Source organism: Mesorhizobium sp. WSM2240, from assembly GCF_040438645.1.
GTDB lineage: Bacteria > Pseudomonadota > Alphaproteobacteria > Rhizobiales > Rhizobiaceae > Allomesorhizobium.
Window position 1 is genome coordinate 5,005,620 of record NZ_CP159253.1, and the last position, 24,666, is coordinate 5,030,285.

The 24,666-nt window shown below is 62.1% G+C and carries 24 protein-coding genes; 10 read left to right on the forward strand and 14 right to left on the reverse strand.

Going from position 1 to position 24,666, the window contains the following annotated elements; all coding sequences use genetic code 11:
* Nucleotides 1-116 precede the first annotated feature (116 nt).
* A complete protein-coding gene (locus tag ABVK50_RS24885) occupies nt 117-890 on the forward strand; it encodes a lytic transglycosylase domain-containing protein (RefSeq protein ID WP_353645823.1) in 774 nt (257 codons plus the stop codon).
* A gap of 80 nt (nt 891-970) precedes the next feature.
* On the opposite strand, the gene ABVK50_RS24890 is transcribed toward ABVK50_RS24885, so the two are convergent.
* A complete protein-coding gene (locus tag ABVK50_RS24890) occupies nt 971-1,492 on the reverse strand; it encodes a hypothetical protein (RefSeq protein ID WP_353644036.1) in 522 nt (173 codons plus the stop codon).
* A gap of 5 nt (nt 1,493-1,497) precedes the next feature.
* Complete coding sequence (locus ABVK50_RS24895) at nt 1,498-2,721, reverse strand: argininosuccinate synthase (RefSeq protein WP_353644035.1); 1,224 nt, start codon at nt 2,719-2,721, stop codon at nt 1,498-1,500.
* Between the two features lie 155 nt (nt 2,722-2,876).
* Between ABVK50_RS24895 and ABVK50_RS24900 the strand changes: the two genes are divergently transcribed.
* Together ABVK50_RS24900 and ABVK50_RS24905 are read left to right on the forward strand one after the other, a co-directional pair.
* Nucleotides 2,877-3,824, forward strand: coding sequence for a hypothetical protein (locus ABVK50_RS24900; protein WP_353644034.1), 948 nt, complete (start codon nt 2,877-2,879; stop codon nt 3,822-3,824).
* 75 nt (nt 3,825-3,899) lie between these two features.
* Nucleotides 3,900-4,541, forward strand: coding sequence for a LysE family translocator (locus ABVK50_RS24905; protein WP_353645822.1), 642 nt, complete (start codon nt 3,900-3,902; stop codon nt 4,539-4,541).
* A 43-nt stretch (nt 4,542-4,584) separates the two neighbouring features.
* Here ABVK50_RS24905 and ABVK50_RS24910 read toward each other — a convergent pair whose 3' ends face one another.
* The 4 genes from ABVK50_RS24910 to ABVK50_RS24925 all read right to left on the reverse strand — a co-directional run bounded on the left by ABVK50_RS24910 (nt 4,585) and on the right by ABVK50_RS24925 (nt 8,070).
* Nucleotides 4,585-5,502: an SMP-30/gluconolactonase/LRE family protein gene (locus ABVK50_RS24910; protein WP_353644033.1), complete on the reverse strand. Its 918-nt coding sequence runs from the start codon at nt 5,500-5,502 to the stop codon at nt 4,585-4,587.
* Between the two features lie 47 nt (nt 5,503-5,549).
* On the reverse strand, nt 5,550-6,779 hold the full coding sequence (rlmN, locus tag ABVK50_RS24915) for a 23S rRNA (adenine(2503)-C(2))-methyltransferase RlmN (protein WP_353644032.1): 1,230 nt from the start codon (nt 6,777-6,779) through the stop codon (nt 5,550-5,552).
* Nucleotides 6,780-6,918: 139 nt separating this feature from the next.
* Nucleotides 6,919-7,422: an invasion associated locus B family protein gene (locus ABVK50_RS24920; protein WP_353644031.1), complete on the reverse strand. Its 504-nt coding sequence runs from the start codon at nt 7,420-7,422 to the stop codon at nt 6,919-6,921.
* Between the two features lie 282 nt (nt 7,423-7,704).
* Complete coding sequence (locus tag ABVK50_RS24925; RefSeq protein WP_353644030.1) at nt 7,705-8,070, reverse strand: YkvA family protein; 366 nt, start codon at nt 8,068-8,070, stop codon at nt 7,705-7,707.
* A gap of 168 nt (nt 8,071-8,238) precedes the next feature.
* Here ABVK50_RS24925 and ABVK50_RS24930 point away from each other — a divergent pair, with 168 nt between their 5' ends.
* Complete coding sequence (locus tag ABVK50_RS24930) at nt 8,239-8,754, forward strand: low molecular weight protein-tyrosine-phosphatase (RefSeq protein WP_353644029.1); 516 nt, start codon at nt 8,239-8,241, stop codon at nt 8,752-8,754.
* On the opposite strand, the gene thpR is transcribed toward ABVK50_RS24930, so the two are convergent.
* Together thpR and ABVK50_RS24940 are read right to left on the reverse strand one after the other, a co-directional pair.
* The gene (gene thpR / locus ABVK50_RS24935; protein ID WP_353644028.1) at nt 8,661-9,254 is read right to left on the reverse strand and encodes an RNA 2',3'-cyclic phosphodiesterase; all 594 of its coding nucleotides are present in this window, start codon (nt 9,252-9,254) and stop codon (nt 8,661-8,663) included. The genes ABVK50_RS24930 and thpR overlap by 94 nt on opposite strands.
* 127 nt (nt 9,255-9,381) lie before the next feature.
* Nucleotides 9,382-10,026, reverse strand: a complete 645-nt coding sequence (locus tag ABVK50_RS24940) for an arylesterase (protein ID WP_353644027.1) — start codon at nt 10,024-10,026, stop codon at nt 9,382-9,384.
* Between the two features lie 62 nt (nt 10,027-10,088).
* On the opposite strand from ABVK50_RS24940, the gene ABVK50_RS24945 reads away from it, so the two are divergent.
* From ABVK50_RS24945 to ABVK50_RS24960, 4 genes are all read left to right on the forward strand, one after another.
* A complete protein-coding gene (locus ABVK50_RS24945; protein WP_353644026.1) occupies nt 10,089-10,784 on the forward strand; it encodes an ABC transporter ATP-binding protein in 696 nt (231 codons plus the stop codon).
* Complete coding sequence (locus tag ABVK50_RS24950) at nt 10,784-13,333, forward strand: ABC transporter permease (protein WP_353644025.1); 2,550 nt, start codon at nt 10,784-10,786, stop codon at nt 13,331-13,333. Before ABVK50_RS24945 ends, ABVK50_RS24950 begins: the two co-directional genes overlap by 1 nt.
* 223 nt (nt 13,334-13,556) lie before the next feature.
* A complete protein-coding gene (locus ABVK50_RS24955) occupies nt 13,557-14,336 on the forward strand; it encodes a Bax inhibitor-1/YccA family protein (protein WP_353644024.1) in 780 nt (259 codons plus the stop codon).
* Nucleotides 14,337-14,442: 106 nt separating this feature from the next.
* Nucleotides 14,443-15,012: an N-acetyltransferase family protein gene (locus ABVK50_RS24960; RefSeq protein ID WP_353644023.1), complete on the forward strand. Its 570-nt coding sequence runs from the start codon at nt 14,443-14,445 to the stop codon at nt 15,010-15,012.
* 164 nt (nt 15,013-15,176) lie between these two features.
* Here ABVK50_RS24960 and ABVK50_RS24965 read toward each other — a convergent pair whose 3' ends face one another.
* Genes ABVK50_RS24965 through ABVK50_RS24975 form a run of 3 tightly spaced genes read right to left on the reverse strand, consistent with a single transcriptional unit; the run spans nt 15,177 to nt 20,927 of the window.
* Nucleotides 15,177-18,551, reverse strand: coding sequence for an error-prone DNA polymerase (locus ABVK50_RS24965; RefSeq protein ID WP_353644022.1), 3,375 nt, complete (start codon nt 18,549-18,551; stop codon nt 15,177-15,179).
* A complete protein-coding gene (locus ABVK50_RS24970) occupies nt 18,548-19,978 on the reverse strand; it encodes a DUF6504 family protein (RefSeq protein ID WP_353645821.1) in 1,431 nt (476 codons plus the stop codon). The genes ABVK50_RS24965 and ABVK50_RS24970 overlap by 4 nt, the downstream gene beginning before the upstream one ends.
* Entirely contained in the window at nt 19,971-20,927 is a 957-nt protein-coding gene (locus tag ABVK50_RS24975; protein WP_353644021.1) for a hypothetical protein, read from the reverse strand. The genes ABVK50_RS24970 and ABVK50_RS24975 overlap by 8 nt, the downstream gene beginning before the upstream one ends.
* Nucleotides 20,928-21,174: 247 nt before the next feature.
* Here ABVK50_RS24975 and ABVK50_RS24980 point away from each other — a divergent pair, with 247 nt between their 5' ends.
* On the forward strand, nt 21,175-21,609 hold the full coding sequence (locus ABVK50_RS24980) for a metallopeptidase family protein (RefSeq protein WP_353644020.1): 435 nt from the start codon (nt 21,175-21,177) through the stop codon (nt 21,607-21,609).
* An 88-nt stretch (nt 21,610-21,697) separates the two neighbouring features.
* Here the strand turns inward: ABVK50_RS24980 and ABVK50_RS24985 are convergent, their stop codons facing one another.
* Together ABVK50_RS24985 and ABVK50_RS24990 are read right to left on the reverse strand one after the other, a co-directional pair.
* Nucleotides 21,698-21,904 (reverse strand): DUF1737 domain-containing protein, encoded by a 207-nt coding sequence (locus ABVK50_RS24985; RefSeq protein WP_353644019.1) that lies wholly within the window; start codon nt 21,902-21,904, stop codon nt 21,698-21,700.
* Nucleotides 21,901-22,791, reverse strand: coding sequence for a CoA ester lyase (locus ABVK50_RS24990; RefSeq protein ID WP_353644018.1), 891 nt, complete (start codon nt 22,789-22,791; stop codon nt 21,901-21,903). The genes ABVK50_RS24985 and ABVK50_RS24990 overlap by 4 nt, the downstream gene beginning before the upstream one ends.
* Before the next feature lie 100 nt (nt 22,792-22,891).
* Here ABVK50_RS24990 and ABVK50_RS24995 point away from each other — a divergent pair, with 100 nt between their 5' ends.
* Entirely contained in the window at nt 22,892-24,061 is a 1,170-nt protein-coding gene (locus ABVK50_RS24995; protein ID WP_353644017.1) for an FAD-binding oxidoreductase, read from the forward strand.
* Between the two features lie 8 nt (nt 24,062-24,069).
* On the opposite strand, the gene ABVK50_RS25000 is transcribed toward ABVK50_RS24995, so the two are convergent.
* Nucleotides 24,070-24,330 carry a zf-TFIIB domain-containing protein gene (locus ABVK50_RS25000; protein WP_353644016.1) on the reverse strand — a complete coding sequence of 87 codons (261 nt, stop codon included), beginning with the start codon at nt 24,328-24,330 and terminating at the stop codon, nt 24,070-24,072.
* Between the last annotated feature and the right edge of the window lie 336 nt (nt 24,331-24,666).

Sequence of the window (24,666 nt, forward strand, 5' to 3'; positions counted from 1 at the left end):
GCCGTCACCAGAGGCGATTCGCCGGCAAGCTCCCTTCGGGGATCGATTCAGGCAACCAGGAGAACAGCATGGCATTTTTTGCCAAGGGAACGATTTTCGCCGCTGCCGCATGCGCCATGCTCGGCGTCGCTGCGGGGACCGCACAGGCCGCGACGTGCGGCAACAACGCAGCCGGCTTCGAGAACTGGAAGCAGGAGTTCAAGCGGGAGGCTGCAGCCCGCGGCATCGGCGGCAATGCGCTGAGGGCGCTGGACAACGCCAAATACGCGAGCAAGACGATACACGCCGATCGCAACCAGAAGAGCTTCAAGCTGTCGCTCAGCCAGTTCATGGCGAAACGCGGCGGCAAGCAGATAGCCTCGAAAGGCAAGAGCCTGAAGAAGCAGAATGCTGCGCTGTTGGCGAGCATAGAGCAGCGCTACGGTGTCCCGCCCGGCCCTCTGCTGGCGATCTGGGGCATGGAAACCGGGTTCGGCGGCTTTCTCGGCAATCAGAACACCGTCTCGGCTGTGGCGACGCTCGCCTATGACTGCCGCCGCACGGAATTCTTCACCAACCAGCTTTATGCGACGTTGCAGCTCGTGCAGAACGGCACGCTGAGCCCCTCGGCGATCGGTGCGGCGCATGGCGAGATCGGGCAGACGCAGTTCCTGCCGGTCAACGTGCTGAAATACGGCGTCGACGGCGACGGCAACGGCAGGATCGACATGGTCAAATCGAAAGCCGATGCGCTCGCCTCGACGGCCAATTTCCTGCGCGGCCATGGCTGGCGACCGGGCGGCGGGTATCAGCCTGGCCAGGCCAATTTCGGCGCGCTCCAGGGCTGGAATTCGGCCAGCGTGTACCAGCAGGCGATCGCCATTATCGGCGCGGAAATCGACGGGCAGTAAGCTCGACCATCGCTGCGGCGCCGGGCCACCGTGCCCGGCGCTCAAGACTTGTATAGGCCACCAAGTCGGCCGAACTCGGCCTAGCGCACTTCGATCCTGTAGGAGCACCCGGCAAGCGTCTTGCCGGGATGAGAATCGACGGTGGACACGTTGAGCGTGATACGCGTCTCGAAGACCATCCCGAGATCCTCTTCCTTCGCCTCCAGGACGACTTTCTCGCCCAGGAATTTCTCGGCCGTGGCGATCTCGGGGGTAATTTCGAGCTTCTTTGCCAACTCGTCCGGAGCGGCGTCGAGCACCGCCATCGGACCCGAAGCAGTAAAGACGACGCGGTCGGCATTGCGGCCGAAGACGCCGATCGCGGCAGGCAGCTTATACTCCTTCAGGAACGGATTGTCCGAGGCGAGTTCCTGCCAGCCCAACGCCTCCGCGGCTTCCGGCTGGCCGGTCAGCCACAGCGCAAAACTGTTATATTCACGCGCATCCGCCCGGCACTCGATCAGAGACGCCAGATCGACGGCAGAAGGGTCGAATTCGGCATCGGTCGCCGACGCTGCGCTCGCCGAACAGATCAGCGCGACGATGCATCGGCCAAGGCGCATAGACCTCAGCGTTTTCTGTCACGCGCGGCAAGCGTCCTGAGACGCAGCGCGTTGAGGCGTATGAAGCCTTCGGCGTCCTTCTGGTCGTAGGCGCCGCGGTCATCCTCGAAAGTGACCAGCGCGTCGGAATAGAGCGACTTCTGCGAGCGGCGGCCGGTGACGATGACGTTGCCCTTGTAGAGCTTCAGCCGCACTTCGCCCTCGACATCGTGCTGGCTCTTGTCGATCAGCGCCTGCAGCATTTCCCGCTCCGGCGAGAACCAGAAACCGTTGTAGATCAGTTCGGCGTAGCGCGGCATCAGCTCATCCTTGAGATGTGCCGCACCCCGGTCGAGCGTGATCGATTCGATGGCGCGGTGCGCGGAGATCAGGATCGTGCCGCCGGGCGTCTCATAGACGCCGCGTGACTTCATGCCGACGAAGCGGTTTTCGACGAGGTCGAGCCGGCCTATGCCGTTATCCCGGCCGAGATCGTTGAGCGCGGCCAGCATCGCCGCCGGCGACAGCTTTTTGCCGTCGAGCGCAACCGGATCGCCGTTCTTGAATTCGATGGTGATCTCGGTCACGGCGTCCGGCGCATCCATCGGCGAAATGGTGCGCTGATGGACGAATTCCGGCGGCTCGCTCCACGGGTCCTCCAGAACCTTACCTTCTGACGACGAGTGCAGGAGGTTGGCGTCGACGGAAAACGGCGCATCGCCCCTTTTGTCCTTCGGCACCGGAATCTGGTGCTGCTCGGCAAAGTTCAGGAGGTCGGTGCGCGATTTGAAGGACCAGTCGCGCCACGGCGCGATGACCTTGATGTCGGGGTTGAGTGCGTAGGCGGAAAGCTCGAAGCGGACCTGGTCGTTGCCCTTCCCGGTGGCGCCGTGGGCGATCGCGTCGGCGCCGGTTTCCCTGGCGATGTCGACGAGGTGCTTGGAGATCAGCGGCCGCGCGATCGCGGTGCCGAGAAGATAGGTGCCTTCATAGACGGTATTGGCGCGGAACATCGGAAACACGAAATCGCGGACGAACTCTTCGCGTACATCCATGATGCGGATGTCCTTGATGCCGAGCATTTCGGCCTTCCTGCGCGCCGGCTCCAGCTCGCCGCCCTGGCCAAGATCGGCGGTGAAGGTCACTACCTCCGCACCCAGCTCGGTCTGCAGCCACTTCAGGATGATAGAGGTGTCGAGACCGCCGGAATAGGCGAGCACGACCTTTTTGACGTCTTTCCACTTAGACATTTTTTCCCCGAGGCTTTGCTGAGCGGTACCAGTTGGGCCGCGTCTCGGGCGGGACTTTTAGCAGGAATGCCGGGCCGAACAAGGCCCGGCATGCGCCATACCAAAGACCGCGCATTCAATAAACTTTAACGATTCTGACCAAGACTTCGCGCCCAATGGCTCAACTTGCCGAAATCATTGAAGGGGCTGCCGAACCAGCCGTGAACGGGATCGCCGGACGTGGGTGGTTGGTTTTTTGCGCGGCCACGTTCCTGCTGGCTGGGGCTCTGTCGGCCACGGCCGGCGACCGCTGGGAAGAGGCCGGAAGCGGCGCTGTCGCCATACTGCCGGCTCCGCTGAAGGCCACCGCAATCAACGGCGGCTCGTTTTCCTGCGCCGAGCGGCGCTGGAACTTTCGCCTGCGCGTCGAGGCTGCTTCGCCATTGTCCCGCCAAGAACTGGATACGGTTATTGCGATAGATGGCGTAGACTTTCCGGCCAACGCCAACCTGAGTCCCGGCGTGGCAACGATCCCTATTCCGTTCGAAATGCTCGAACCTCTGAAGGCGGGCAACAGGCTCTCCTTTGCATTCGACGGCGCGCGCGCCGCGGTATTTTCGCTGAAGGGGTCGCGCGACGTGCTTGACGCGGTCGCGCCCCGTTGCAGCGAAGTTGACATGTCGGCCTATGAAAGCGTGGCTCTCTCGAAAACGGATCAGGCTATCGGGACCGCGGCAAAGCTCATGGCCGAAGAAGCGGCATTGTTTCTCGACGCGACCAGCAAACAGCCGGCCCTCGCGGCGGCTTCGGTCAAGATCGCGCCGGATGCCGAGCTCGTATTTGCCTCGGTTTGCGGCTCCAGCCGCTATTACGGCCAGTCGGGCTGCACGCTGAGCGGCTTTGCCCGCCAAGGTCCAGGAGGAGATTGGCGCGAGGTCTATAACAGCGAGGGCATGGCGCTCTACCTGGATCGGAAAACTTCAGCCGGCGGCTGGCCCGACCTTGTAGGTTTGGCCAAAGGTGGCGGAGCGGAACCGAGTCACTGGACGTGGAACGGCCTTGCCTACGAGATCCGCGAGCCTGCCGTCGCAAAAGATGCCGAGCTCCGAGGCGCGGTCCAGTAACCGAGCTGCCATCAATCCGCTGGTGTCTCTGCGGAGATTCGGATATTGAGCGCCGTCGTTGCCGAGGTCCGCTCCATGCCTTTCATCCCGGAAGCCAGCATCATCATCCAGTTCGCAGTCGCGACCTTCATTATCGCGATCACGCCCGGGCCGGACATGACCCTGTTCGTCGGACGAGCGCTTTCGGAAGGCCGAACCGCCGGCTTCGCTTGCATGTTCGGCGCAATGACCGGCGTAATCATCCATACTGCACTGGTGGCGCTCGGGCTTTCCGCCTTGATCGTCGCTTCGCCGCAGGCCTTCCTGGTGCTGAAGATCTTCGGTGCCGGTTATCTGATGTGGCTGGCTTATCAGGCGATCCGCAACGGCTCGGCCTTCTCGCCTGAAAGGAAGGCGGGTACCGGCCGCACCCTGTTCCAGAACTGGGCCACAGGGCTCGGGATCAACCTCATGAACCCCAAGGTCATCTTGTTCTTCATGACATTCTTGCCGCAATTCGTCTCGGCAAGCGACCCGAACGCACCGGCAAAGCTGCTATTTCTGGGCCTGCTTTTCATCCCGCTATCGCTGCCGGTGACCGCGCCGATGGTGATCGCCGCCGACAAGTTCGCCGGGCTTCTGAAAAAGAACCCGACGGTGACGCGGGTGGTGGATTATCTGTTCGCCGGCGTGTTTTCAGCCTTCGCGCTCAAGATTCTGACGGCGCAGGCGAAATAGCCAGCCGTCGCGTCAAACCGGCGAATACGAATATTTTGCCCATTCAAACGGTCTTGGCGCCGTTGACCATCAGGCGCACAACGTAAAGCGACGTCGTTGCGGTGATGTAAAGGCAATTGCGCTTGATGCCGCCGAACACGCAGTTTGCGACGCATTCCGGCACCTTGATCTTGCCGATCAGCGTTCCGTCCGGATCATAGCAATGGATGCCGTCGGCGGCACTGGTCCAGATGCGGCCCTGAGTGTCGAGCCGGAAGCCGTCGAACAGCCCGGCCGTGCAATCGGCGAATACCTCGCCGCCGGACAGCGCATTGTCCGGACCGACATCGAAAACTCGCATATGGGCCGGATTTTCCGCGCCGTGGGTCCGCCCGGTATCGACGACGTAGAGTTTTCTTTCGTCGGGCGAGAAGGCGAGCCCGTTGGGCTTGACCATGTCGGTCACCACGGCTTCCACTTCGCCGCTCGCCGGGTCCACGCGATAGACCTGCGAACTGCCGATCTCGCTTTCAGCCTGGTCGCCCTCATAGTCGGAATCGATACCGTAGGTGGGATCGGTGAACCAGATCGAGCCGTCCGACTTCACCACAACGTCGTTGGGTGAATTCAGGCGCTTGCCGCGCCAACGATCGGCGATCGTCGTGATCGAGCCATCGTGCTCCGTACGGCTCACGCGCCGGCCGGAATGCTCGCAGGTGACCAGCCGGCCCTGGCGATCGACGGTATTGCCGTTGGAATTCCCCGAGGGCTGGCGGAAGACGCTAACCTGTCCGTCGGTCTCGTCGTAGCGCAGCATCCGATTGTTGGGAATGTCCGACCAGACGAGGTAGCGGGCGGCGGCGAAATAGGCCGGACCCTCCGCCCATTTGCAGCCGGTGAACAGCTTTTCGACATGCGCATTGCCATTGAACAGGCGCGAAAACCGCGGGTCGAGAATTTCGTAGTAGTCGGCTGTGGCCAATGTCTCCCCCTGTTTTTCTGCCCACGCAGTCTGGTACCGGACGTTGCCTATTCGCCGTGGCCGGCGATCATCATGGCTTCGAGCGCCAGGCGGTCGACCTTCTTCATGCGCTCCGATTCCGATTTGAGCTGGCCGCAGGCGGCAAGGATGTCGCGGCCGCGCGGGGTGCGGATCGGCGAGGCATAACCGGCATTGTTTATGTAATCGGCGAACTTCTCGATCGTCTCCCAGTCCGAGCACTGATAGTTGGTGCCGGGCCATGGGTTGAACGGGATCAGGTTGATCTTGGCCGGGATGCCTTTCAGGAGCTTTACCAGCGCTTTGGCGTCTTCGAGCGAATCGTTGACGTCCTTCAGCATCACATATTCGAACGTGATCCTCTTTGCGTTCGAGAGGCCGGGATAGGCGCGGCAGGCGGCGATCAGATCCTTCAGCGGATACTTCTTGTTGATCGGCACCAGAAGATCGCGCAGATCATCATTGGTCGCATGCAGAGAAATCGCCAGCATGACGCCGATCTCGTCGCCGGTGCGGAAGATCTCGGGCACGACGCCGGAGGTCGACAGCGTGATGCGACGCTTCGACAGCGACAGCCCGTCGCCGTCGGAGGCGATCAACAGCGCCTTCTTGACCTCCTCGAAATTGTAGAGCGGCTCGCCCATGCCCATCATGACGATGTTGGTGATCTTGCGGCCTTCGGCCGGAACTATGGCGCCATCGGGCGTGCCGCGCTCGGGAAAATCTCCGAGCCGGTCGCGTGCAGTCAGCAGTTGCGCCAGGATTTCTTCAGCTGTCAGATTGCGAACCAGTTTCTGCGTGCCGGTGTGGCAGAACGAGCAAGTCAGCGTGCAGCCGACCTGGCTGGAAATGCACAACGTGCCGCGGCCTTCCTCCGGAATGTAGACCGTCTCGATCTCGACTGGACGGCCTGCGCCTCTGGCGGGGAAACGGAACAGCCATTTACGCGTGCCGTCATTGGAGATCTGTTCCTCGACGATTTCGGGACGAGCGATGGTGAAATGCTGCTCCAGCGTCGCGCGCAGATCTTTTGAAATGTTGAGCATTTCGGAAAAATCCGAAACGCCGCGCACGTAAAGCCAGTGCCAGAGCTGCTGCACGCGCATCTTGGCCTGGCGCTCGGGCACGCCTGCCGAAACCAGCGCTTCGCCGAGTTCGGCGCGCGACAGGCCGATCAGCGAGCCTTTTGCCGTCATGGCGGCACGGGCGCGCAGCATGTCGCGCGTGGGATTGGCGGTTAGATCGAGCGAAAGGGTCATGGCGACGCCATATGGTGGGCCGAAGCCGGTTTGTCTAATGTTGCCGCGCACATATCACGACGAGGCCGGCGCGTCACGCCGGCCGAAATGCAAAGGGCCGGACGACGGTCCGGCCCTTCTGAACCAAGCAGGCGTTCTGCTATTTGCAGCTGGCGATCGAGCTCAGCGCTGCCGAAATGCCCTTCAGCGAGAAGGCATAGTTGGTTGGATTGCCGCGCCCGGACTTCGCCGAGACCTTCATGTCCGAGCCGGCCTTCATCGCCGCAATCAGCAATGGCTCTTCCGCGGCATTCTCCACCCAGGCGGACTTGCCGCGAGTGAACATGGAAAAGGACTTGTCGCCAACGGTGACGGAAACCTTGGAATTTTCCTGGAAATTGTACGAGGCGATGAATTGCGGTTCGAAGGAGACATCCTGACCCGGCCGCTGGCTGACGAAGAAGAAGATATCGCCATGATCGAGATTCGAAGGCTGCTTGTCGGTCGGCACGGTCAGCACATAGCAGACTTTGCCGTTGTTGGCCTGATAGCTGTAGGTGCCCCAGGCGCTGTGCTGTCCGATCTTGGTAGCCGACTGGGCCAGCGCCGGCATGGCGCTCGCAACCAGTATCAGGCTTGAAATCGTCGCAATCAATCCGCGCATTATTACCGTTTCCCTGTCTTTTCGCATGGTATGCGGGGGCAGGCCGGATCTAGGCCCTGCCATCAGTTCATTTTGATTTAATCTGGGTTACCAAATGGTGAACCGCGTTCCAAAAAAGGATCGTTTCGGCCATTTGGCACTACCCGCCATCCTGACGCCACGGCCGTTTGCGCGACCCGGCGTTCGTCCCATAAGCAGTTCAAGACGGGAAAAACGGCAAGAGTTTGACTTTTCGTTTCAACGTGCAACCGAACGTCAGCGCCGGAATGGCAAATATCCCGTTCAATCGAGTTCGGCCAGCGCCTTGCGGGCGGCTTGGCGGTGAGCCGGAGTGACATGCGCCTTGACCGCGGCTATCGCGGCGGTCAACACCGCGACATCGTCGGTGAATCCGAAGCCGAGCAGGAAATCCGGAATAGTGTCAGCCGGCAAAACGAAATAGGCGAGCGCTGCAAGCAGCGTGCCTTTGGCGCGCAGCGGCGTCCGGTGATCCAGCGCGCAGTAGTAGGCGGCGACCACCTCGTCCATGAATGGCACCTGTCGCGCCGCCCGCTTGGCGGTTTGCCAGAACCTTGCCCGCACATCGTTCTCGGGATTGTCCTTGCCTGCGCCGAACATGCGAAAGCTGAAATTATTTGCGGTAGCCATGCCCTTTGCCTCCTCGACATCGGAAATGTGGTAAACAGCAAACCCTTTCGCAAGATGCCCGCCACGCCCAGAGCCGTGCGGCGGTTCATCCCCCTGGCAAGTTTGTCTCTGGCCATTTTCCGCCATCGTGTTAATCGGTCTTCGTCATGTCATCATAGCGGACGATCGATGATCGCAAAGGTGCACACCAGCATACTCTTCGTCTGCCTCGGCAATATCTGCCGCTCGCCGCTGGCCGAAGGCGTATTTCGCGCGGTAGCGGCCTCGCGTGGCACCGAAAGCGCCTATCTCATCGATTCCGCCGGCACCGGCGGGTGGCACCACGGTTCCGCGCCCGATCCGCGCTCGATTGCCATCGCGGCCAGCCACGGCATCGACATTTCGGCGCAGCAGGCGCGCAAGGTCGTGCCTGAAGATTTCCACCGCTTCGACTTCATCCTCGGGATGGACCAGTCGAATGTCGATGACCTGAAGGCGCTGGCGCCGCCGGATGCGAGAGGCCAAATCCTGCTGTTTCTCGATTTCGCAGAAGGCGCTTCAGGCGAAGTGCCGGATCCCTATTATGGTGGGGCCGACGGCTTCGCCTCTGTCTACCGCATGGTCCGCCAGGCTTCGGAAAAGCTGGCCGACAGGCTGGAACGCGGGTCGGCGCCTGTGAGCGGCCAGACTTCTTCCACCACATAGGGGCCGCCGCCGACCGAATCGCGCGACGACATCAGGACGAAACGAGAAACCTTGAACGGCAACGTCGAAAAGTTCCCGCGGGCCGATAGATACTGCGCGACGTCGACCGGATTGGGATTTCTAAGTCTGGCGAGCGTGACATGCGGCATGAATTTGCGGGGATCGGCGGCGATGCCGACGCGCTGGCAAATGCGTTCGATTTCTGCCTGTAGGGCGTAGAGGTCCGGCGATGCGGTGACGCCGGCCCAGATGGCGTGCGGCTTTTTCGAGCCGAACGCCCCTACGCCGGACAGGGCAAGCGAGAAGGATGGCCGCCTTACCCGGTCCAGCGCATTGGCGATTTCATCGGCGACATGGCCTTCGACATCGCCGATGAACCGAAGCGTGATGTGGTAATTGTCGACATCGACCCAGCGCGCTCCGGGCAGGCCGCCGCGGAGCAGGGAGAGGGACAATGCGGCATCGCGAGGAATTTCGAGGGCGGTGAAAAGTCGCGGCATGGCCAGGCTCCCTTCATCGAATCGAAATCTCGAGCCCAGCGAATCACTGATCCGGACAGGCCGCAAGCGGTTTATTGGTTACATTCGCTCAACATTTTCGGCAGCCGCGATGTTCCAGGCTGCGGCATCAAGTATCGTCCGGCTGCTCCGCAATCAGTTTTTCCACGCCAGGCAGGAAGCGCTCGACCATGCGGTCGATGCCCTCCGCGTTCGGGTGCATCCCGTCTTCCAGCAGAAAGCTGCGGTCGGCCGCGACGCCGTCGAGAAAAAACGGATAGAGCGGCACGTCATGCTTTTCCGCCAGCCGCGTATAGATGCCGTCGAAAGCAGTGACGTAATCCGACCCCAGATTTGGCGCGGCGCGCATGCCGGCCAGGAGAACGCCGATGTTGCGGGCCTTGAGCCGCGAGATCATCTCGTCCAGGTTTTTTTCGGTGAGCTCGGGCGAGACGCCGCGCAGCATGTCGTTTGCACCAAGTTCCAGGATGACCAGGTCGGTTCCGTCCGGCACCGACCAGTCGAGCCGCGCCAGACCGCCGCTGGTTGTGTCGCCCGAAACTCCCGCATTGGCGATCACGACATCGTGACCTCGCGCGCGTAGCGCCTTTTCCAGCTTTTCGGGAAAGCTTTCGCCCGGATTGAGGCCATAACCGGCCATCAAGCTATCGCCGAAGCCGACGATTTGATGCGGTTCGGCCGTAACCGGAGATAAAGATGCGAACCAGACGACGATGGCGGCGAGCAAAGCCGAAGCCGGACGTTTGAATGCCATGACCAACAACCCATATGACGAAAGCGCTTCCGGCTTCGTCCTCCATATAGGATAGATTTTTCGTGACAGAACCCGTCATCCATTTGAAGGACGTGTCGCTGACGCTCGGCGAAGGCGCTTCCTCCGTTCATGTCCTGAAGAGCGTCAGCCTCGACATCGCCGCCGGCGAGGCGACCGGCATCGTCGGGCCATCAGGCTCGGGGAAGTCGACCCTGCTGATGGTGCTTGCCGGGCTGGAGCGGGTCGACGCCGGTACGGTGCGCGTCGCCGGCGAAGTCCTGAACGGCAGGAATGAGGACCAGATCGCGGCATTTCGCGGCCGCAATATCGGCATCGTCTTCCAATCCTTCCATCTGATTCCCAACATGACAGCACTGGAAAATGTCGCCGTGCCGCTGGAGCTTGCCGGCCGCAAGGATGCTTTCGCCATAGCCGCGCGCGAACTCGAAGCCGTCGGCCTCGCCGATCGCGTAACCCACTATCCCGGCGAATTGTCGGGCGGCGAGCAGCAGCGGGTGGCGATAGCCCGGGCGCTGGCGCCTGAACCGCGTATCCTGATTGCCGATGAACCGACCGGCAATCTCGACCAGGCAACCGGACGTCAGGTGGCCGACTTGCTGTTCGCCAAGGCGCGCGAGCGCGGTATGACGCTTGTGCTGGTGACGCATGACGCGGCGCTGGCTTCCCGTTGCGCGCGGCAGGTGTCAATGCGCTCCGGTCGCATCGAAGCTGCTCCGCTGGTCGCGGTGTCGGCCTGATGCCGTTTTCCCAGACGCTGAAACTCGCCATCCGCTTCTCGCTGCGAGAGATGCGAGGCGGACTATCCGGCTTCATGATCTTCCTGACTTGCATCGCGCTTGGCGTTGCAGCGATCGGCGGCGTCAATTCGGTCGCCCGCGCCATCACTGCGGGCGTCGCCAATGAAGGCCAGACCCTGCTCGGTGGCGACATTCGGTTGGAATTGAACCAGCGCGAAATGACGGAAGCAGAACACGCGTTCGTCGCTCAGCTCGGCACGCTCGCCGAAAGCGCCAATATGCGCTCGATGGCGCGGCTCGAAGACGGCTCCGACCAGTCGCTCGCCGAGGTTAAGGCGGTCGACGACGCTTACCCGCTCTACGGCGCCCTCGTGACCGAGCCGGCGCTATCGCGCGCAGAACTGCTTGGCGAAAGAGCCGGCGTTTTCGGCGCCGCGGCGCCCGATATATTCTTCGAGCGAATGGGCATCGCTCTTGGCGACCGTGTCAAACTGGGCAGCGCCACGTTCGAGCTGCGCGCCAGGATCGTCAACGAGCCGGATGCGGTGTCGGACGGGTTCGGTTTCGCGCCACGGCTGATGGTGTCGCTTGATGGCCTGCGCGCTTCCGGGCTGATCCAGCCGGGCAGCCTGGTCGAGCATGCCTACAAGGTTCGGCTTCCCGCCATTTCGACCGAGACGGACCTTGCCTTGATCCGCAACGAAGCATCCGAGCGCTTCCCAGAGGCGGGATGGAGCATCAGGACGCGCAGCAACGCCGCTCCGGCGCTGTCGTCCAACATAGAGCGATTTTCGCAATTCCTGACGCTCGTGGGTCTGACGGCACTGGTCGTCGGCGGCGTCGGCGTCGCCAACGCAGTCAGCGCCTATCTCGACGGCAAGCGCGGCGTTATCGCCACCTTCAAGAGCCTCGGCGCCTCCGGTGGATTTGTGTTCACGGTCTATCTCGTGCAGATCATGATCATCGCCGGCATCGGCATCGCCGTCGGACTGGTGCTCGGCGCGCTGATGCCATTCGCCGCCGGCGCCGCGCTGTCCTCGGTCATCCCGGTGCCGGCGGAAGGCGGGTTCTATCCAGCCGCACTTGCAATGGCCGCGCTCTTCGGGATGCTGGTTACGCTGGCTTTCGCACTTCTGCCGCTTGGGCGAGCGCGCGCTGTGCCGGCGACCGCGCTATTTCGTGAGATGGGCTTTGGCGGTCGCGGTCTGCCGAGGCTCGCCTATGTGGCCGCCTCGCTTGGCCTTGCCGTCATTCTAGCACTCCTGGCGATCTGGTTTTCCGGCGACAGGCGGATTGCGGCGATCTTCGTCGGCGCGACGATCTTCGCCTTCATAGTGCTGCGCAGCGTCGGCGTAGCCGTTCAATGGCTGGCAAAAAGGTCGCCGCGCGTGCGATCCACAGCGCTCCGGCTGGCGATCGGCAACATTCACCGGCCCGGCGCGCTGACGCCTTCGGTCGTGCTGTCGCTGGGACTTGGTCTGACCCTGTTGGTGACGCTGGCCCTGATCGACGGCAACCTCAGGCAACAGATCGCAGGCAGCCTGCCCGAACGCGCGCCGAATTTCTTCTTTGTCGACATTCAAGCCAGCGAGGTCGACGCTTTCACCGCCCTGGTGCAGGACGCGGCGCCGGCAGGCAAACTAATGCGCGTGCCGATGCTGCGCGGCCGCATCATGGCGCTGAACGGGGTCGACGTTCAGACGATGAACGTGCCGCCCGAAGGCGCCTGGGTGCTGCGCGGCGACCGCGGCCTCACCTACTCGCCTACCCTTCCGGAGAACGCGACGCTGTCGCAGGGCGAGTGGTGGCCGGAGGATTACGGCGGCGAGCCTCTGGTGTCCTTCTCGGCGGAAGAGGCGCGCGAAATCGGCCTGAAGATCGGCGACACCGTGACGGTCAACGTGCTTGGCCGCAATGTTACCGCCAGGATCGCCAGTTTCCGCGAAGTGCAGTGGGAATCGATGGGCATCAATTTCGTCATGGTGTTCTCGCCCAATACGTTCGCCGGCGCGCCGCATTCCTGGCTCGCGACGCTCTCCGTGGAAGGCGCGACGGCGGCGGACGAATCCCGCATCCTCAATGTAGTGACGCGAGCATATCCCACCGTGACCACCGTCCGGGTCAAGGATGCGCTTGACGTGGTAAACCGGATTGTCGGGCAACTGGCGACCGCAATACGCGCTGCCGCCAGCGTGGCGCTGATCGCTTCTGTGCTGGTACTGGCTGGCGCTCTGGCTGCGGGCAACCGCGCCCGCATCCACGACGCGGTGGTGCTGAAAACGCTGGGTGCGACCCGGCGTACCCTTATCGCGGCCTTCTCCTTCGAGTATCTGCTTATCGGGCTTGCCACCGCGCTCTTCGCGCTTTTCGCCGGTGGCATCGCCGCCTGGTTTATCGTGGCGCGGATCATGACGCTCCCTTCCAGCTTCCTGCCGGAGGTGGCCGCGCTGACGATACTATTTGCGCTGGTGCTGACGGTCGGCATCGGCCTGGTCGGAACATGGCGCGTATTGGGTCACAAGGCCGCGCCGGTTCTACGCAATCTGTAGGTCGTGACCGGAGCGCCGCGCAGCCGCTTCCTCTTCCCGGGTTGGCTGAATTCAGGGTTTTGCTTGTCGATTGGTCGTTCACGCAGGGTTGCGGCGTGTAACGGGTCTTGTCCTTCTCCGAAAGAAGCATCATATTCCGCCTCAGGCATGCTGGAGTCCCCGCCAGCGGCGCCTGGGTCGGCGACGACCCGACACCGGACGGGGCAAAGCAATAGAGGAAATCATGGCTGACCTTCGCAATTATCAGGCACGCGCCGGGGTAGTGGGCTCCCGCGCCGGTGCCGCTATCGACGAGGGCCTGCGCGCCTATATGCTTAAGGTTTACAACCTTATGGCGCTTGGCCTCGCAATCACCGGCCTGGCCGCGCTCGGCACCGTCATGGTGGCGACCACCAATGATCCGGCGAGCGCGGTTGCCACGCTTGCCAACGGCAAGATGCTGACCAACGCAGGCGCGCTGCTCTATGGCTCGCCGCTGCGCTGGGTTGTCATGCTGGCGCCGCTCGGCATGGTCTTCTTCCTGAGCGCCCGCATCCACACGATGAGCGTTTCTGCGGCCCAGACCTCGTTCTGGATCTTCGCCGGCCTGATGGGCCTGTCGCTATCGTCGGTCTTCCTGGTCTACACCTCGGCAAGCATCGTGCAGACCTTCTTCATCACGGCGACCGCCTTCGGCGCGCTGTCGCTCTGGGGCTACACCACCAAACGCGATCTGTCCGGCATGGGCACGTTCCTCGTCATGGGCGTGTTCGGTCTGATCATCGCGATGGTGGTCAACATCTTCCTGCAGTCCTCGGCCCTGCAGTTTGCCATCTCGGCGATCGGCGTGCTGGTCTTTTCGGGCCTGACCGCCTACGACACGCAAAAAATCAAGGAGATGTATTTCGAGGGCGACGACGTGCTGGTCGCCGGCCGCAAGGCCATCATGGGCGCGCTGACGCTCTATCTCGACTTCATCAACCTGTTCGCATTCCTGCTGTCGTTCCTGGGCAACCGCGAGTAAACCGGTCCTGGACCAGCAAACCATACAAGGGCGGCCCAACGGCCGCCCTTTTCTTTTGCGCGCAGCCCTGCTTCAATCAAGGCAGACGATAGAGGCTGCACAATTTATGGGCATTTTCATTAGAGCCGCGGTGGAGGCGGACCTCGACCGGATCACCGAAATCTACGCCGACGCGGTGGAGAACGGCACGGCGAGCTATGAACTCGAACCACCGACAAGGAGCGAGATGGGTGCCCGCTTTGCGGCGCTGACTTTATCCGGCTACCCCTACATCGTTGCGGAAGCCGATGGCGAAATTGTCGGCTACGCCTATGCGAGCGCCTTCAGACCGCGTCCTGCCTACCGCTTCATCGTCGAGGATTCGATCTATGTGGCGCCGGAAGCCAAGGGGCGGGGTGTCGGCAAGGCTCTGCTGGAGCGGCTGATCTCCGACACGAAATCACTCGGCTTTCGCCAGATTATCGCGGTGATCGGCGACGGCAGGCCTGACAGCCCGTCGGTGAAATTGCATGAGAGGATGGGGTTTAGCCACTCCGGCAGGCTCGAGGGATCCGGCTACAAACATGGCCGCTGGCTGGATACGGTGTTCATGCAACTGGCCATGAATGGCGGCTCGGATAGGGATCCCGATCCGGATTCGCTGCCGGAGCGCCGGTTCCTGGCGCCGTCGCGCTGAAACATTGAGCGTGCCTGGTCTGGCAATCCTTCGGGTCGGCTCGACCACAAGCTACGCCTTTCCCGCAGCCGCCTGCTCCGGCGCCTCCTGCACTGCGCAGGCCTCGGCTTTATCGACCGATAGCCTTTGCTCGCGCCGGCAAACCGGTTAGGATTCCCTCTCAGCTACTGGAAATTGCGCCCCTTGGGCATGACGCTGCTCGCCTTCCGTGACAGCTCCTCACGGTCGTTTGCGGGGGACGGCGTCTTTTTTCCCCCTTGCGTGAGAAAATTGCGCCCTGGCCGCTGCGGGCCATTCCGCCCGCCCGGACCGGCCGGGGCGGCCAATTGAGCTTCCTCGGAAAGCTCGGCCAGCCAGTGGGAAAGATCCTCGATCTTCTCCGCCACGATATGGATGACGCCCGATTCCGATTGCAGGCGGCCGCTGACGCGGATGAAGCGTGAGCCCATGACGACCGCGCGGAATCGATCGAAAATCCTCGGCCAGACGATGATATTGGCGACCGCCTCTTCGTCTTCCAGCGTCAGGAAAATCGCGTTTCCCGTGCCCGGCCGCTGCCGCACAAGCACAAGGCCGGCCACCGAAACACGTTTGCCGTCAGCGACGTCCCTGAGACGGGCATTGGGCGTTATGCCTGATTTGTCGAGGGACCCGCGGAAAAAGGAGATCGGGTGCGCCTTGAGCGAAAGTCCGAGCGACCGGTAATCGTGAATGACATGCTCGCCAAGAGGCATCACGGGCAGCCTTGTTTCGGGTTCGTTGTCGCGCAGGCGGATTTCGGGGCGGTCGAACAGCGGCAGCTTTTCGGCAGCGCTTTTCCCATCGAGCGCGCGCACGGCCCACAGCGCGTCACGCCGATCAAGGCCGATCGAGCGGAATGCGTCGGCTTCGGCGAGCCGTTCGATCTCCCCCACATTGAGGCCTGACCGCAGCCAGACATCGCGCACCGAATCGTAGCCGAGCCCGCGCCTGCCTACGAACTGCTCCATGCGTTCTTCCGAGAGCCCCTTGACCTGCCGGAAGCCGAGCCGGACCGCATGACGAGCCTTGATCACGCCTCGCATTTCAGCGTGGCGAGCGGCAATCCGCGAGGGATCGAAGGGAGTCTCCTCCAGCGCGCAATCCCAGCCGGAATGGTTGATGTCGACCGGTCTTATCTCGACGCCGTGCTCCTCGGCGTCGCGCACGAGCTGCGCCGGCCTGTAGAAACCCATGGGCTGGGAATTCAGGATCGCTGCGCAGAAGACATCGGGATAATAGGCCTTGAACCAGCAGGAGGCGTAGACCAGCAGCGCGAAAGACGCGGCATGGCTCTCGGGAAAGCCGTATTCGCCGAACCCCTCGATCTGTTTGAAACAACGCTCGGCGAACTCCTGCGGATAACCGCGAGATACCATGCCCTTGATCATTCTTTCGCGATAATTGCCGATTGTTCCGGTGCGCTTGAACGTCGCCATGGCGCGCCGCAACTGATCGGCTTCGCCGGGTTCGAATCCGCCTGCGACGATCGCGATTTTCATCGCCTGTTCCTGAAACAAGGGCACGCCGAGAGTCTTGTGCAATATCTGCTTAAGTTCCGGAGTGTGGTAGTCGATGCTTTCCTTGCCTTGCCGCCGGCGCAGATAAGGATGCACCATGTCTCCCTGGATCGGGCCGGGTCGCACGATCGCTACTTCGATGACGAGATCGTAGAATTTGCGCGGCTTGAGCCGCGGCAGCATCGACATCTGCGCGCGGGACTCGATCTGGAAGACGCCGATCGTATCGGCGCGGCAGATCATGTCGTAGACATTTTTGTCCTCGGCCGGGATGGTGGCCAATTCGATCGGCCGTCCATACGCGTCGCGAACATCGTATCGCCTTTCGAGAAGATCGAAGGCACGGCGCAGGCACGAGAGCATGCCGAGCGCCAGAATATCCACTTTCAGAATGCCGACGGCATCGAGATCGTCCTTGTCCCATTCGACCATCTTGCGCTCGTCCATGGCCGTTTTCATGATCGGGACGATCTCGTCGAGGCGGTCTCTGGTGATGACGAAACCGCCGACATGCTGCGACAGATGGCGCGGAAAACCCAAAATGTCGTTGGCGCGGGCGATCACGTGCCGGGTCCGCAGGTCGGACTTGTCGAGGCCGGCGGCTTTGGCTTCCTTTTCGCTGAGCTCTGAAGAGGACCAGCCCCATATCGAACCCGAAAGGGCGGACATGACGTCGTCGGATAGGCCGAGCGATTTCGAAACTTCCCTGAGTGCGGAACGGCCCCGATAGGTTACGACCGCTGCGGCCAGCGCGGTGCGCTTCTGGCTGTATTTTTCGTAGATGTACTCGATGACCTTGTCGCGCTTCTCGTGCTCGAAATCGACATCGATATCGGGCGGCTCGTTGCGCTCGACCGAAATGAACCGTTCGAAGAGATGGTCGATGATGTCTGGCCCAACATCGGTAATCCGAAGACAGAAGCAGATGACTGAATTGGCGGCGGAGCCCCGGCCCTGGCAGAGGATATTCTGCGAGCGGGCGAATTTCATAATGTCGTGGACCGTAAGAAAATAGCGGGCGTACTTCAGTTTCGAGACGATGGCGAGTTCGTGCCGCAGCAGTTGTTCGATCCTTTCAGGCACGCCGTCCGGATAGCGGTCCCGGGCCCCTTCCCAGCTCAGCCGTTCGAGTTCCGCCTGTGGAGGAAGTCCGGATTCCGTCGGCTCGTCGGGATAATTGTGTTTCAACTCCACCAGCGAAAAGCTCAGCGTCTTCGCAAACCGCACCGTCTCGTTCAGCGCCTGCGGGTACCGGCGGAAAAGACGCGCCATCTCTGCCGGCGGCTTGAGGTAGCGTTCGGCATTGGCCTTCAATTCCAGACCGGCTTCGGCGACCGGAACATTCAGCCGGATAGCGGTCAGCACATCCTGAAGCGGGCGGCGCTCCGGCACATGATAGAGGACATCGTTGATCGCCATCAGTGGCAGGTCCGCCGCCGCGGCCATGCCGGCCGCCTGGTCCATCCGAAAGCGGTCATTGCCGCCATAATCCGGCGAGACGGCGAGCCATACCGACTTTCCGAAGCGATCTCGGAGCAGATGCAGGAAATCGTGTTCAGCCGCCGCATCCTTCGTGAGGTTGGGAATGACGGCAAGCGACATGCAATCTCCCCATTCGAGGAGATCGTCCCGATAGACGAGCGGCGCGCCCTTCTCGCTTTCCTCGCGCAGGTTGGCCTGAGTGAGCAGACGGCAGAGGTGTCCCCAACCTTTCCTGTCCTGCGGATAGGCGAGTACATCCGGCGTGCCGTCGGTAAAAACGAGTCGGCAGCCAGGATGGTAAGGGAGTTGTATGGGATCGGCGTCTTCCGAAAGTTTGATATGCTTGGATTGACTCCAGGCGCGCACCACGCCGGCGACCGTATTGCGGTCCGCAAGACCCATTCCGGCATGGCCGAGAAGACAGGCGGTAAGCACAAGCTCCTCCGGCTTGGAGGCGCCGCGCAGGAAAGAAAAATTCGACTGGACGCAAAATTCGACATAGGGGACGGGGGCGTTCATGCGGAGAACCCCTGCAGGTACCAGCGCGGATTTGACCCCGGAACCCCATAAAGCCCTTCCCGGTAAAGCCAATAACGATGGCCGTTTGAATCCTCGACGCGAAAATAGTCCCGGGTCCCGGCGTTGCTTTCCTGCCGCCACCATTCCGGGGCGATGCGTTCGGGCCCTTCCGCACGCGCGACCCGGTGCAGGGCGCGCCTCCAATGAAAATGCGGTGGCGCACCTTCCGGTACTTCGGTTATCGGAACGTGAATCGGCTCGGGGCGGGTAAAGAGGCGGAGCGGGCGCTCGGGAAAAGAATTGCAGGATGCCGGCGAATTTTTTCTGCCGGACCTGAAAGGCTCGACTTTCTCGGATCTCATTTCGTCGAAGGGAAGCAGCGAGGCCGCCCGTTCGGGCAGATGGCTCTCGACGAGCATCGGTTTCAGTAAGGTATTTCTGCCCAGGCGCGCCCGGACACGATCGGCGAACAATGCGATATCCTCGTCATTGGATGCCGTTTCGCCGGTGAGATCGCCTTGTTCCGTCTCGAATAGCGCAGTTGAGAAGGCCGAAAGCCGGACGAGATCAAAACCATAGCCGACTTCGATGCTTGTTTCGAGCGCGGCCAGCCTTTCGTGAAAAAGCTTGCCAATAAGACGCGGCTCGCGAATGGGCATCGACGCGCCGACTGCGATACGGTTGACGGCCCCATCCACCCGGAACAGACATAACTCGAGCGCCCGGGCGCCTTCGCCGCGACGTTCAAGATCATGCTTGAGACCCGCGGAAAGCATCAGCACAAGGCGCTCGATATCCTCGATTAACACTATGGGCTCGGCGAAATGTCGCTCCACCGAAAGCGACGCCACGGGGAGGCGTGGCGATATGACTTCTTCGATCCTGCCCAGCGCCTGATCGAGACGGACGAGCAGCACCGCGCCGAAGCGGCGGACAAGCGGAGCGCGGGACGCCGTCATTACCGATCCGACGCTCCTCAGGCCAACGCTCTCCAGACCGGCACGGACGCCGGGATCGAGCCGCAGGGCTGAGAGCGGGAGCGGCTCCATAAAATGTTTCTCCTGCCCTTCGGGAAGAATGCCGTTTCCTGCTGAGAACCGCGCCGCCGCCCAGGCGGCGCCTGCCGTAGAGGCAAGGCCGGCGCGGGCGTCGAAGCCTTGCTGGAAAAGTCGCGCCAAGAGATCGTCGAGCAGCGCCTTTTCGCCGCCAAAGAGATGTGCGCAGCCGGTGATATCGAGAAAAAGGCCTTCCGATCCATCCAGCGCCACCAGCGGCGTGTAGCGATCGCACCAGTCGGCCAGGCTTTCGAGCAGCCTCAGATCCGCTGCCGGCTCCGCCTCGATAATTTCAATCGAGGGATACATCGCGCGGGCATCGGCAACTCCCATGCCGCGTTTCAGACGCAACGCCTCAGCCTGTTCATCCAAGGCGGCGATGCACTGGGAGTTCTTCTCCTGACGGCTGATGACCAGCGGCGGGTTCTTCGGGCCGGAACGCCAGAATCGTCCCAGTCTTTTTCGCAATATGCGTTCCGTGCTGAGATAGGGGAACCATAGGGACAGGATTCTCCGCCCGTCTTTCCTTGAAACTGTGCTCATGGGGGTTCCACTCCAACGTGAATTGCGTTGGCGCCGAGGTTCGGTTCTTGCTGATGGCGATTGTAAAAACGGGGGGCCCGATCGAGCCGGCAAGCGGACCAGCAAAGGTGCGCCGCAGCCCGGAGGGTGCGGACGACACCACAAGCCGGACGGGCGCCGCTGTCGGCTCGGGATGGGCGGCCTGGCGCAGCAGAAACACGGGGCGACCGGCTTCTCGGGCGCGAAAATGCAGCCGCCGTGTCGTAGCAAGATCCACATGTGAAGGGTTGCCGCGAATTTCGAGGAGTACCGCCGAAAACCCCTTCAGCCGCGCGGCTTCCTCGGCGATCCAAAGCGCGTCCGCAAGCTTCGGCGTCTGCGCAACCATGAGCCCGGCTGGATCGATATTGTAGAGGGAGAGCATTCCAGGCGCGTAGGGGAAACCAGCCTCCCGGAAGACCTCCGAAGTTCCGATCCACAGCATCGGTGCTGCGACCGAACCACGGGAAACGGACATGATTGCCAGGATAAAGCCGGCGGCGGCGGCGGCGGCGCGTGTAGACGGGCCATGAACTTCTATCAGCGCAGCCTCCGGCAGGCCGCCGCCGAGGGCTACATCGAACCGCTCGGCGCCGGTGGCTAAAAAGCCCTGCTCCCGCCGGACAAACCCGTGACGGCGAAGCAGAGCCTCGCCTGTCGCATCAATCTCACCGAGATGCTCGGCAAGCCGCCCTTCGATCTTCGCGATTTTCCGGCGCAGGGCAAAAACGGTCTCCTGCGCCAAGGCGCATGTCGCCATGACGGTCTGCCTTCCCGAGGCTCTTGTTCCTGTTATGTTCCCATTGATTCCAGAGGCTGACTGGAGAGTCAAGCGAGTTGTGAGGGGAATTTATTCCTCAATATATTGCGAAGAAAGCATATGCTGGCACCAGAAGCCGCCGTTGCACTGCTGACGCGTCGCTGGCTATCGGCTATTTTCCCCATCGCCCCGCAAAGGCCTCGAAAGCCACCGGCCAAACGGCTATATGCCGTCAAAAGGAAACAGAATGGCCCGCATCTACAAGACCCGCGCCTGGCATGATCAGCTTTCGCCTTCGATCGAGGAAATGGAGTTCCTGGCGCTAGAGGCTTACGCCCACCTGCCCGAGGATTTTCGCAAGCTGACTGGCGAAGTGATCATCCAGATCGCGGAATTTCCGACCGACGAGATCATGGACGACCTGTCGCTGGAGACGCCCTTCGACCTGCTTGGCCTGTTCGAGGGACGCGGCATCGCCGAGCGCTGGAATCCGCAGACCGGCGAGGGCCCCAACCGTGTGACGCTTTATCGCCGCGCCATCCTCGACTACTGGGCCGAGAACGAGGAGGCGCTGGGCGACATCGTCACCCATGTGCTAATTCACGAGATCGGCCACCATTTTGGGCTCAGCGACGACGATATGGAAGCGCTTGAGGCCGCCGCGGAGCAGGCGCAGACGTGACTGGCGACGGCTGGCACGATGCACTGCCGCACTGACCGCTTCGCGGCCACCCTTCCCCTTCAAAGGGAGGGAGACGTCGCGCCGCCGATCAATAATCGCTGAGTTTTATTCCCGGCTCGTATTCCACGCCATCTACATCCTTCACCACCGCCTGCCCGCAGCGCATGGTCTTGGTTTCGGCGTGGAAGGCATAGGTCGGCGAGCCGAACAGATGCCAGCCCTTGCTCACCGCGGCGGTCACCTTATGGCAGAAGCTCGCATCGTCGGGTCCGGTGAGAAAGCGGTAGAGTTTCATTGATTTGCTCCTTTGATCGCCGCGGCTTTCGCCAGCAGTTTTTCCGCCTGGATGAGATGAAGCCGTTCGACCATGCGGCCGTCGAGCGCAAGTATGTTTTTTCCGGTATTTTCCGGCAGCTCGAACGCCGCCACGATTCCAGCGGCTTCGGCCAGCGCCTCCGGCGACGGCGAAAACACCGCATTGGCTGTCCCTATCTGTGAGGGATGGATCAGCGTCTTACCGTTGAACCCCATGGCAGCGGCCTCGCCGCACTCGCGGGAAAAGGCCTCGGCGTCGCGGAAATCATTGGCGACGCCGTCCAGAATGTCGAGGCCGCCGGCGCGCGCGGCCAGCACCATCTGCATCAGCCAGGGCGTAAGATAGCGCCGGTCGGCCGTGGCGAGGATGCCGGTCTCCTTGGCCAGATCGTTGGTTCCGGCGACGAGGCAGGAAAGCCGTGCGGCCGGGTCGCGGCCGAGTTCAGCGATCGCCGCTATGTTGATGAGCGCCCGCGGCGTTTCGATCATCACCCACAACCGCACGCTCTCGGCCGCGTCACTGTCGTCTAGGACGTCGCCAGCCTCAAGCACGTCGCGCGGCGTATCAGCCTTGGGGAGCAGGATGCCGTCTGGCGCGCAGGCGATTGCCGCCGAGAGATCGTCGGCGCCCCATTCTCCGGCAAGCGGATTGATGCGGATGATCATTTCGCGCGGGCCGGCGGCGCGGTTGGCGAATATTGCTTTCAGGCTCTCGCGGGCCGGGACCTTGTCGGCGGGCGCCACCGAATCCTCGAGGTCGAGAATGACCGCGTCGCTGGCGAGGGACGGGATTTTCGCCACCGCGCGGGGCTTGGAGACTGGGACGTAGAGCACCGAACGGCGGGGCGAGAGGCGATCTTGCGGCATTTGGACTTCATGCCTGCCAATCTTGGCCCTTGCAAGTCCTCGCCTGGCAGTGCTTGAAGCGGCTTCTTCATTAACGGTTTCCAGCATTCGAGGACAGCGCATGGCGCGATATGACGTGGTGATCATCGGCGGGGCGATCGTCGGAAGCTCGATCGCCTACTATCTGCGCGAGGAGGGATTTTCCGGCTCGATTGCGCTGGTGGAGCGCGACCCGCAATTCACCCATTCGGCGACGACCCTGTCCTGCGCCTCGATAAGGCAGCAGTTTTCGATCCCCGAGAACATAAGGCTATCGCAGTTTACGCTGGCGCTGTTCCGGCGGCTGGAACAGGAATTCGGCGAGGGCGCCGATATCGGCTTTCGCGAAGGCGGTTACCTGATCCTGGCGGGCGAGAACGGACTGCCGATCCTCGAGCAGAACCACAGGGTGCAGATGGCCGAAGGGGCCGACATCGTGCTGGAGGAAGCATCGGCGCTGGAGCGGCGGTTCTCATGGCTTTCGACGGAGGGCATAGCGGCCGGTGCCTTCGGGCGCACGGGCGAGGGCTGGTTCGACGCCCATGCCATGCTGATGCTGTTTCGCAAGGCGCTGCGCCCGAAAAACATCGATTTCATCGCCCAGGCAGTCACCGGCATCGAGCGCGATGGCGGGCGGGTGACGTCAGTCATGCTCGACAATGGCGACAGGCTGGAGGCTGGCACGGTCATCAATGCGGCGGGGCCGTCGGCCGGCACGGTTGCCGCCATGGCCGGGCTGGCGCTGCCGGTCGAGCCGCGCAAGCGCAGCGTCTTCGTCTTCGAGGCGATGGAGAAATTCGCCGACATGCCGCTGCTGGTCGATCCGAGCGGCATCTATGTCAGGCCGGAAGGCTCGGTCTATATCACCGGCGGCGCCGAGCCGGAAGAAACGGATGGCCCCGCCGATCCGGCCGATTTCGATCCCGACTGGCCGCTTTTCGAGGAAGTGATCTGGCCGGTGCTGGCGACGCGCATCCCAGCCTTCGAGGCGATCAAGCCGACCCGCGCCTGGGCCGGTCATTACGACTACAACACGCTCGACCAGAACGCCGTCGTCGGGCCGCACCCGGAGGTCGGGAATTTCATCTTTGCCAACGGCTTCTCCGGCCATGGTCTGCAGCAGGCGCCGGCGGTCGGCAAGGCAATCGCCGAACTGCTGGTCCATGGCGGATATCGGACGGTCGACTGCTCGGCCTTCAGCTATCGCCGCATTGCCGAAAACCGGCCTTTCCGCGAGTTCAACGTTATTTGAGCCGTGTTTTAGAAGTCGAAGATCTCGCCGAGCAGCGATTTTTTCTTCTTGTAAGGCCGGTGCTCCTGATGCCCGTAGGAGCGATTCTCCCGGCCATAGCGGGCGTCATCGCGGGGTTTTTGGTAGCTCTCCTCGGGGGCGGATCGCTCGATGATCTTGTCGAGCTCGCCGCGGTCGAGCCATACACCGCGGCATTTCGGGCAGTAGTCGATCTCGATGCCCTGACGCTCGGCCATCACCAGTTCGGCATTATCCAGAGGACACTGCATCGTTGCTCCTTAATCTGATTTGACTGAACCGCAGATAGGGACGCAAGGCGGCAGTTCAAGCAACGCAGGTCCGGCCGGCGCGTTCGTTCGGTGCTATGTAATAGCCCCACCAGGGGTGGTTTCTATGCGGCTCCGATCCTAAGGAACGATCGCACTATGTGCATATGAACGCCGGCGAGCAGTCAAGAGATGGCATTGTAGCCATCAACATGGGCAGTGGAAAAAATAATTTCGGATATTGGGAACCTTATTGGAGGCTGCGCGTTTCAGGCCGCTAACGTTTGTTGTTGAAGCTTCAACGTGGGCACGGACCGGCGGTCGCGACCCCCCAAGCCC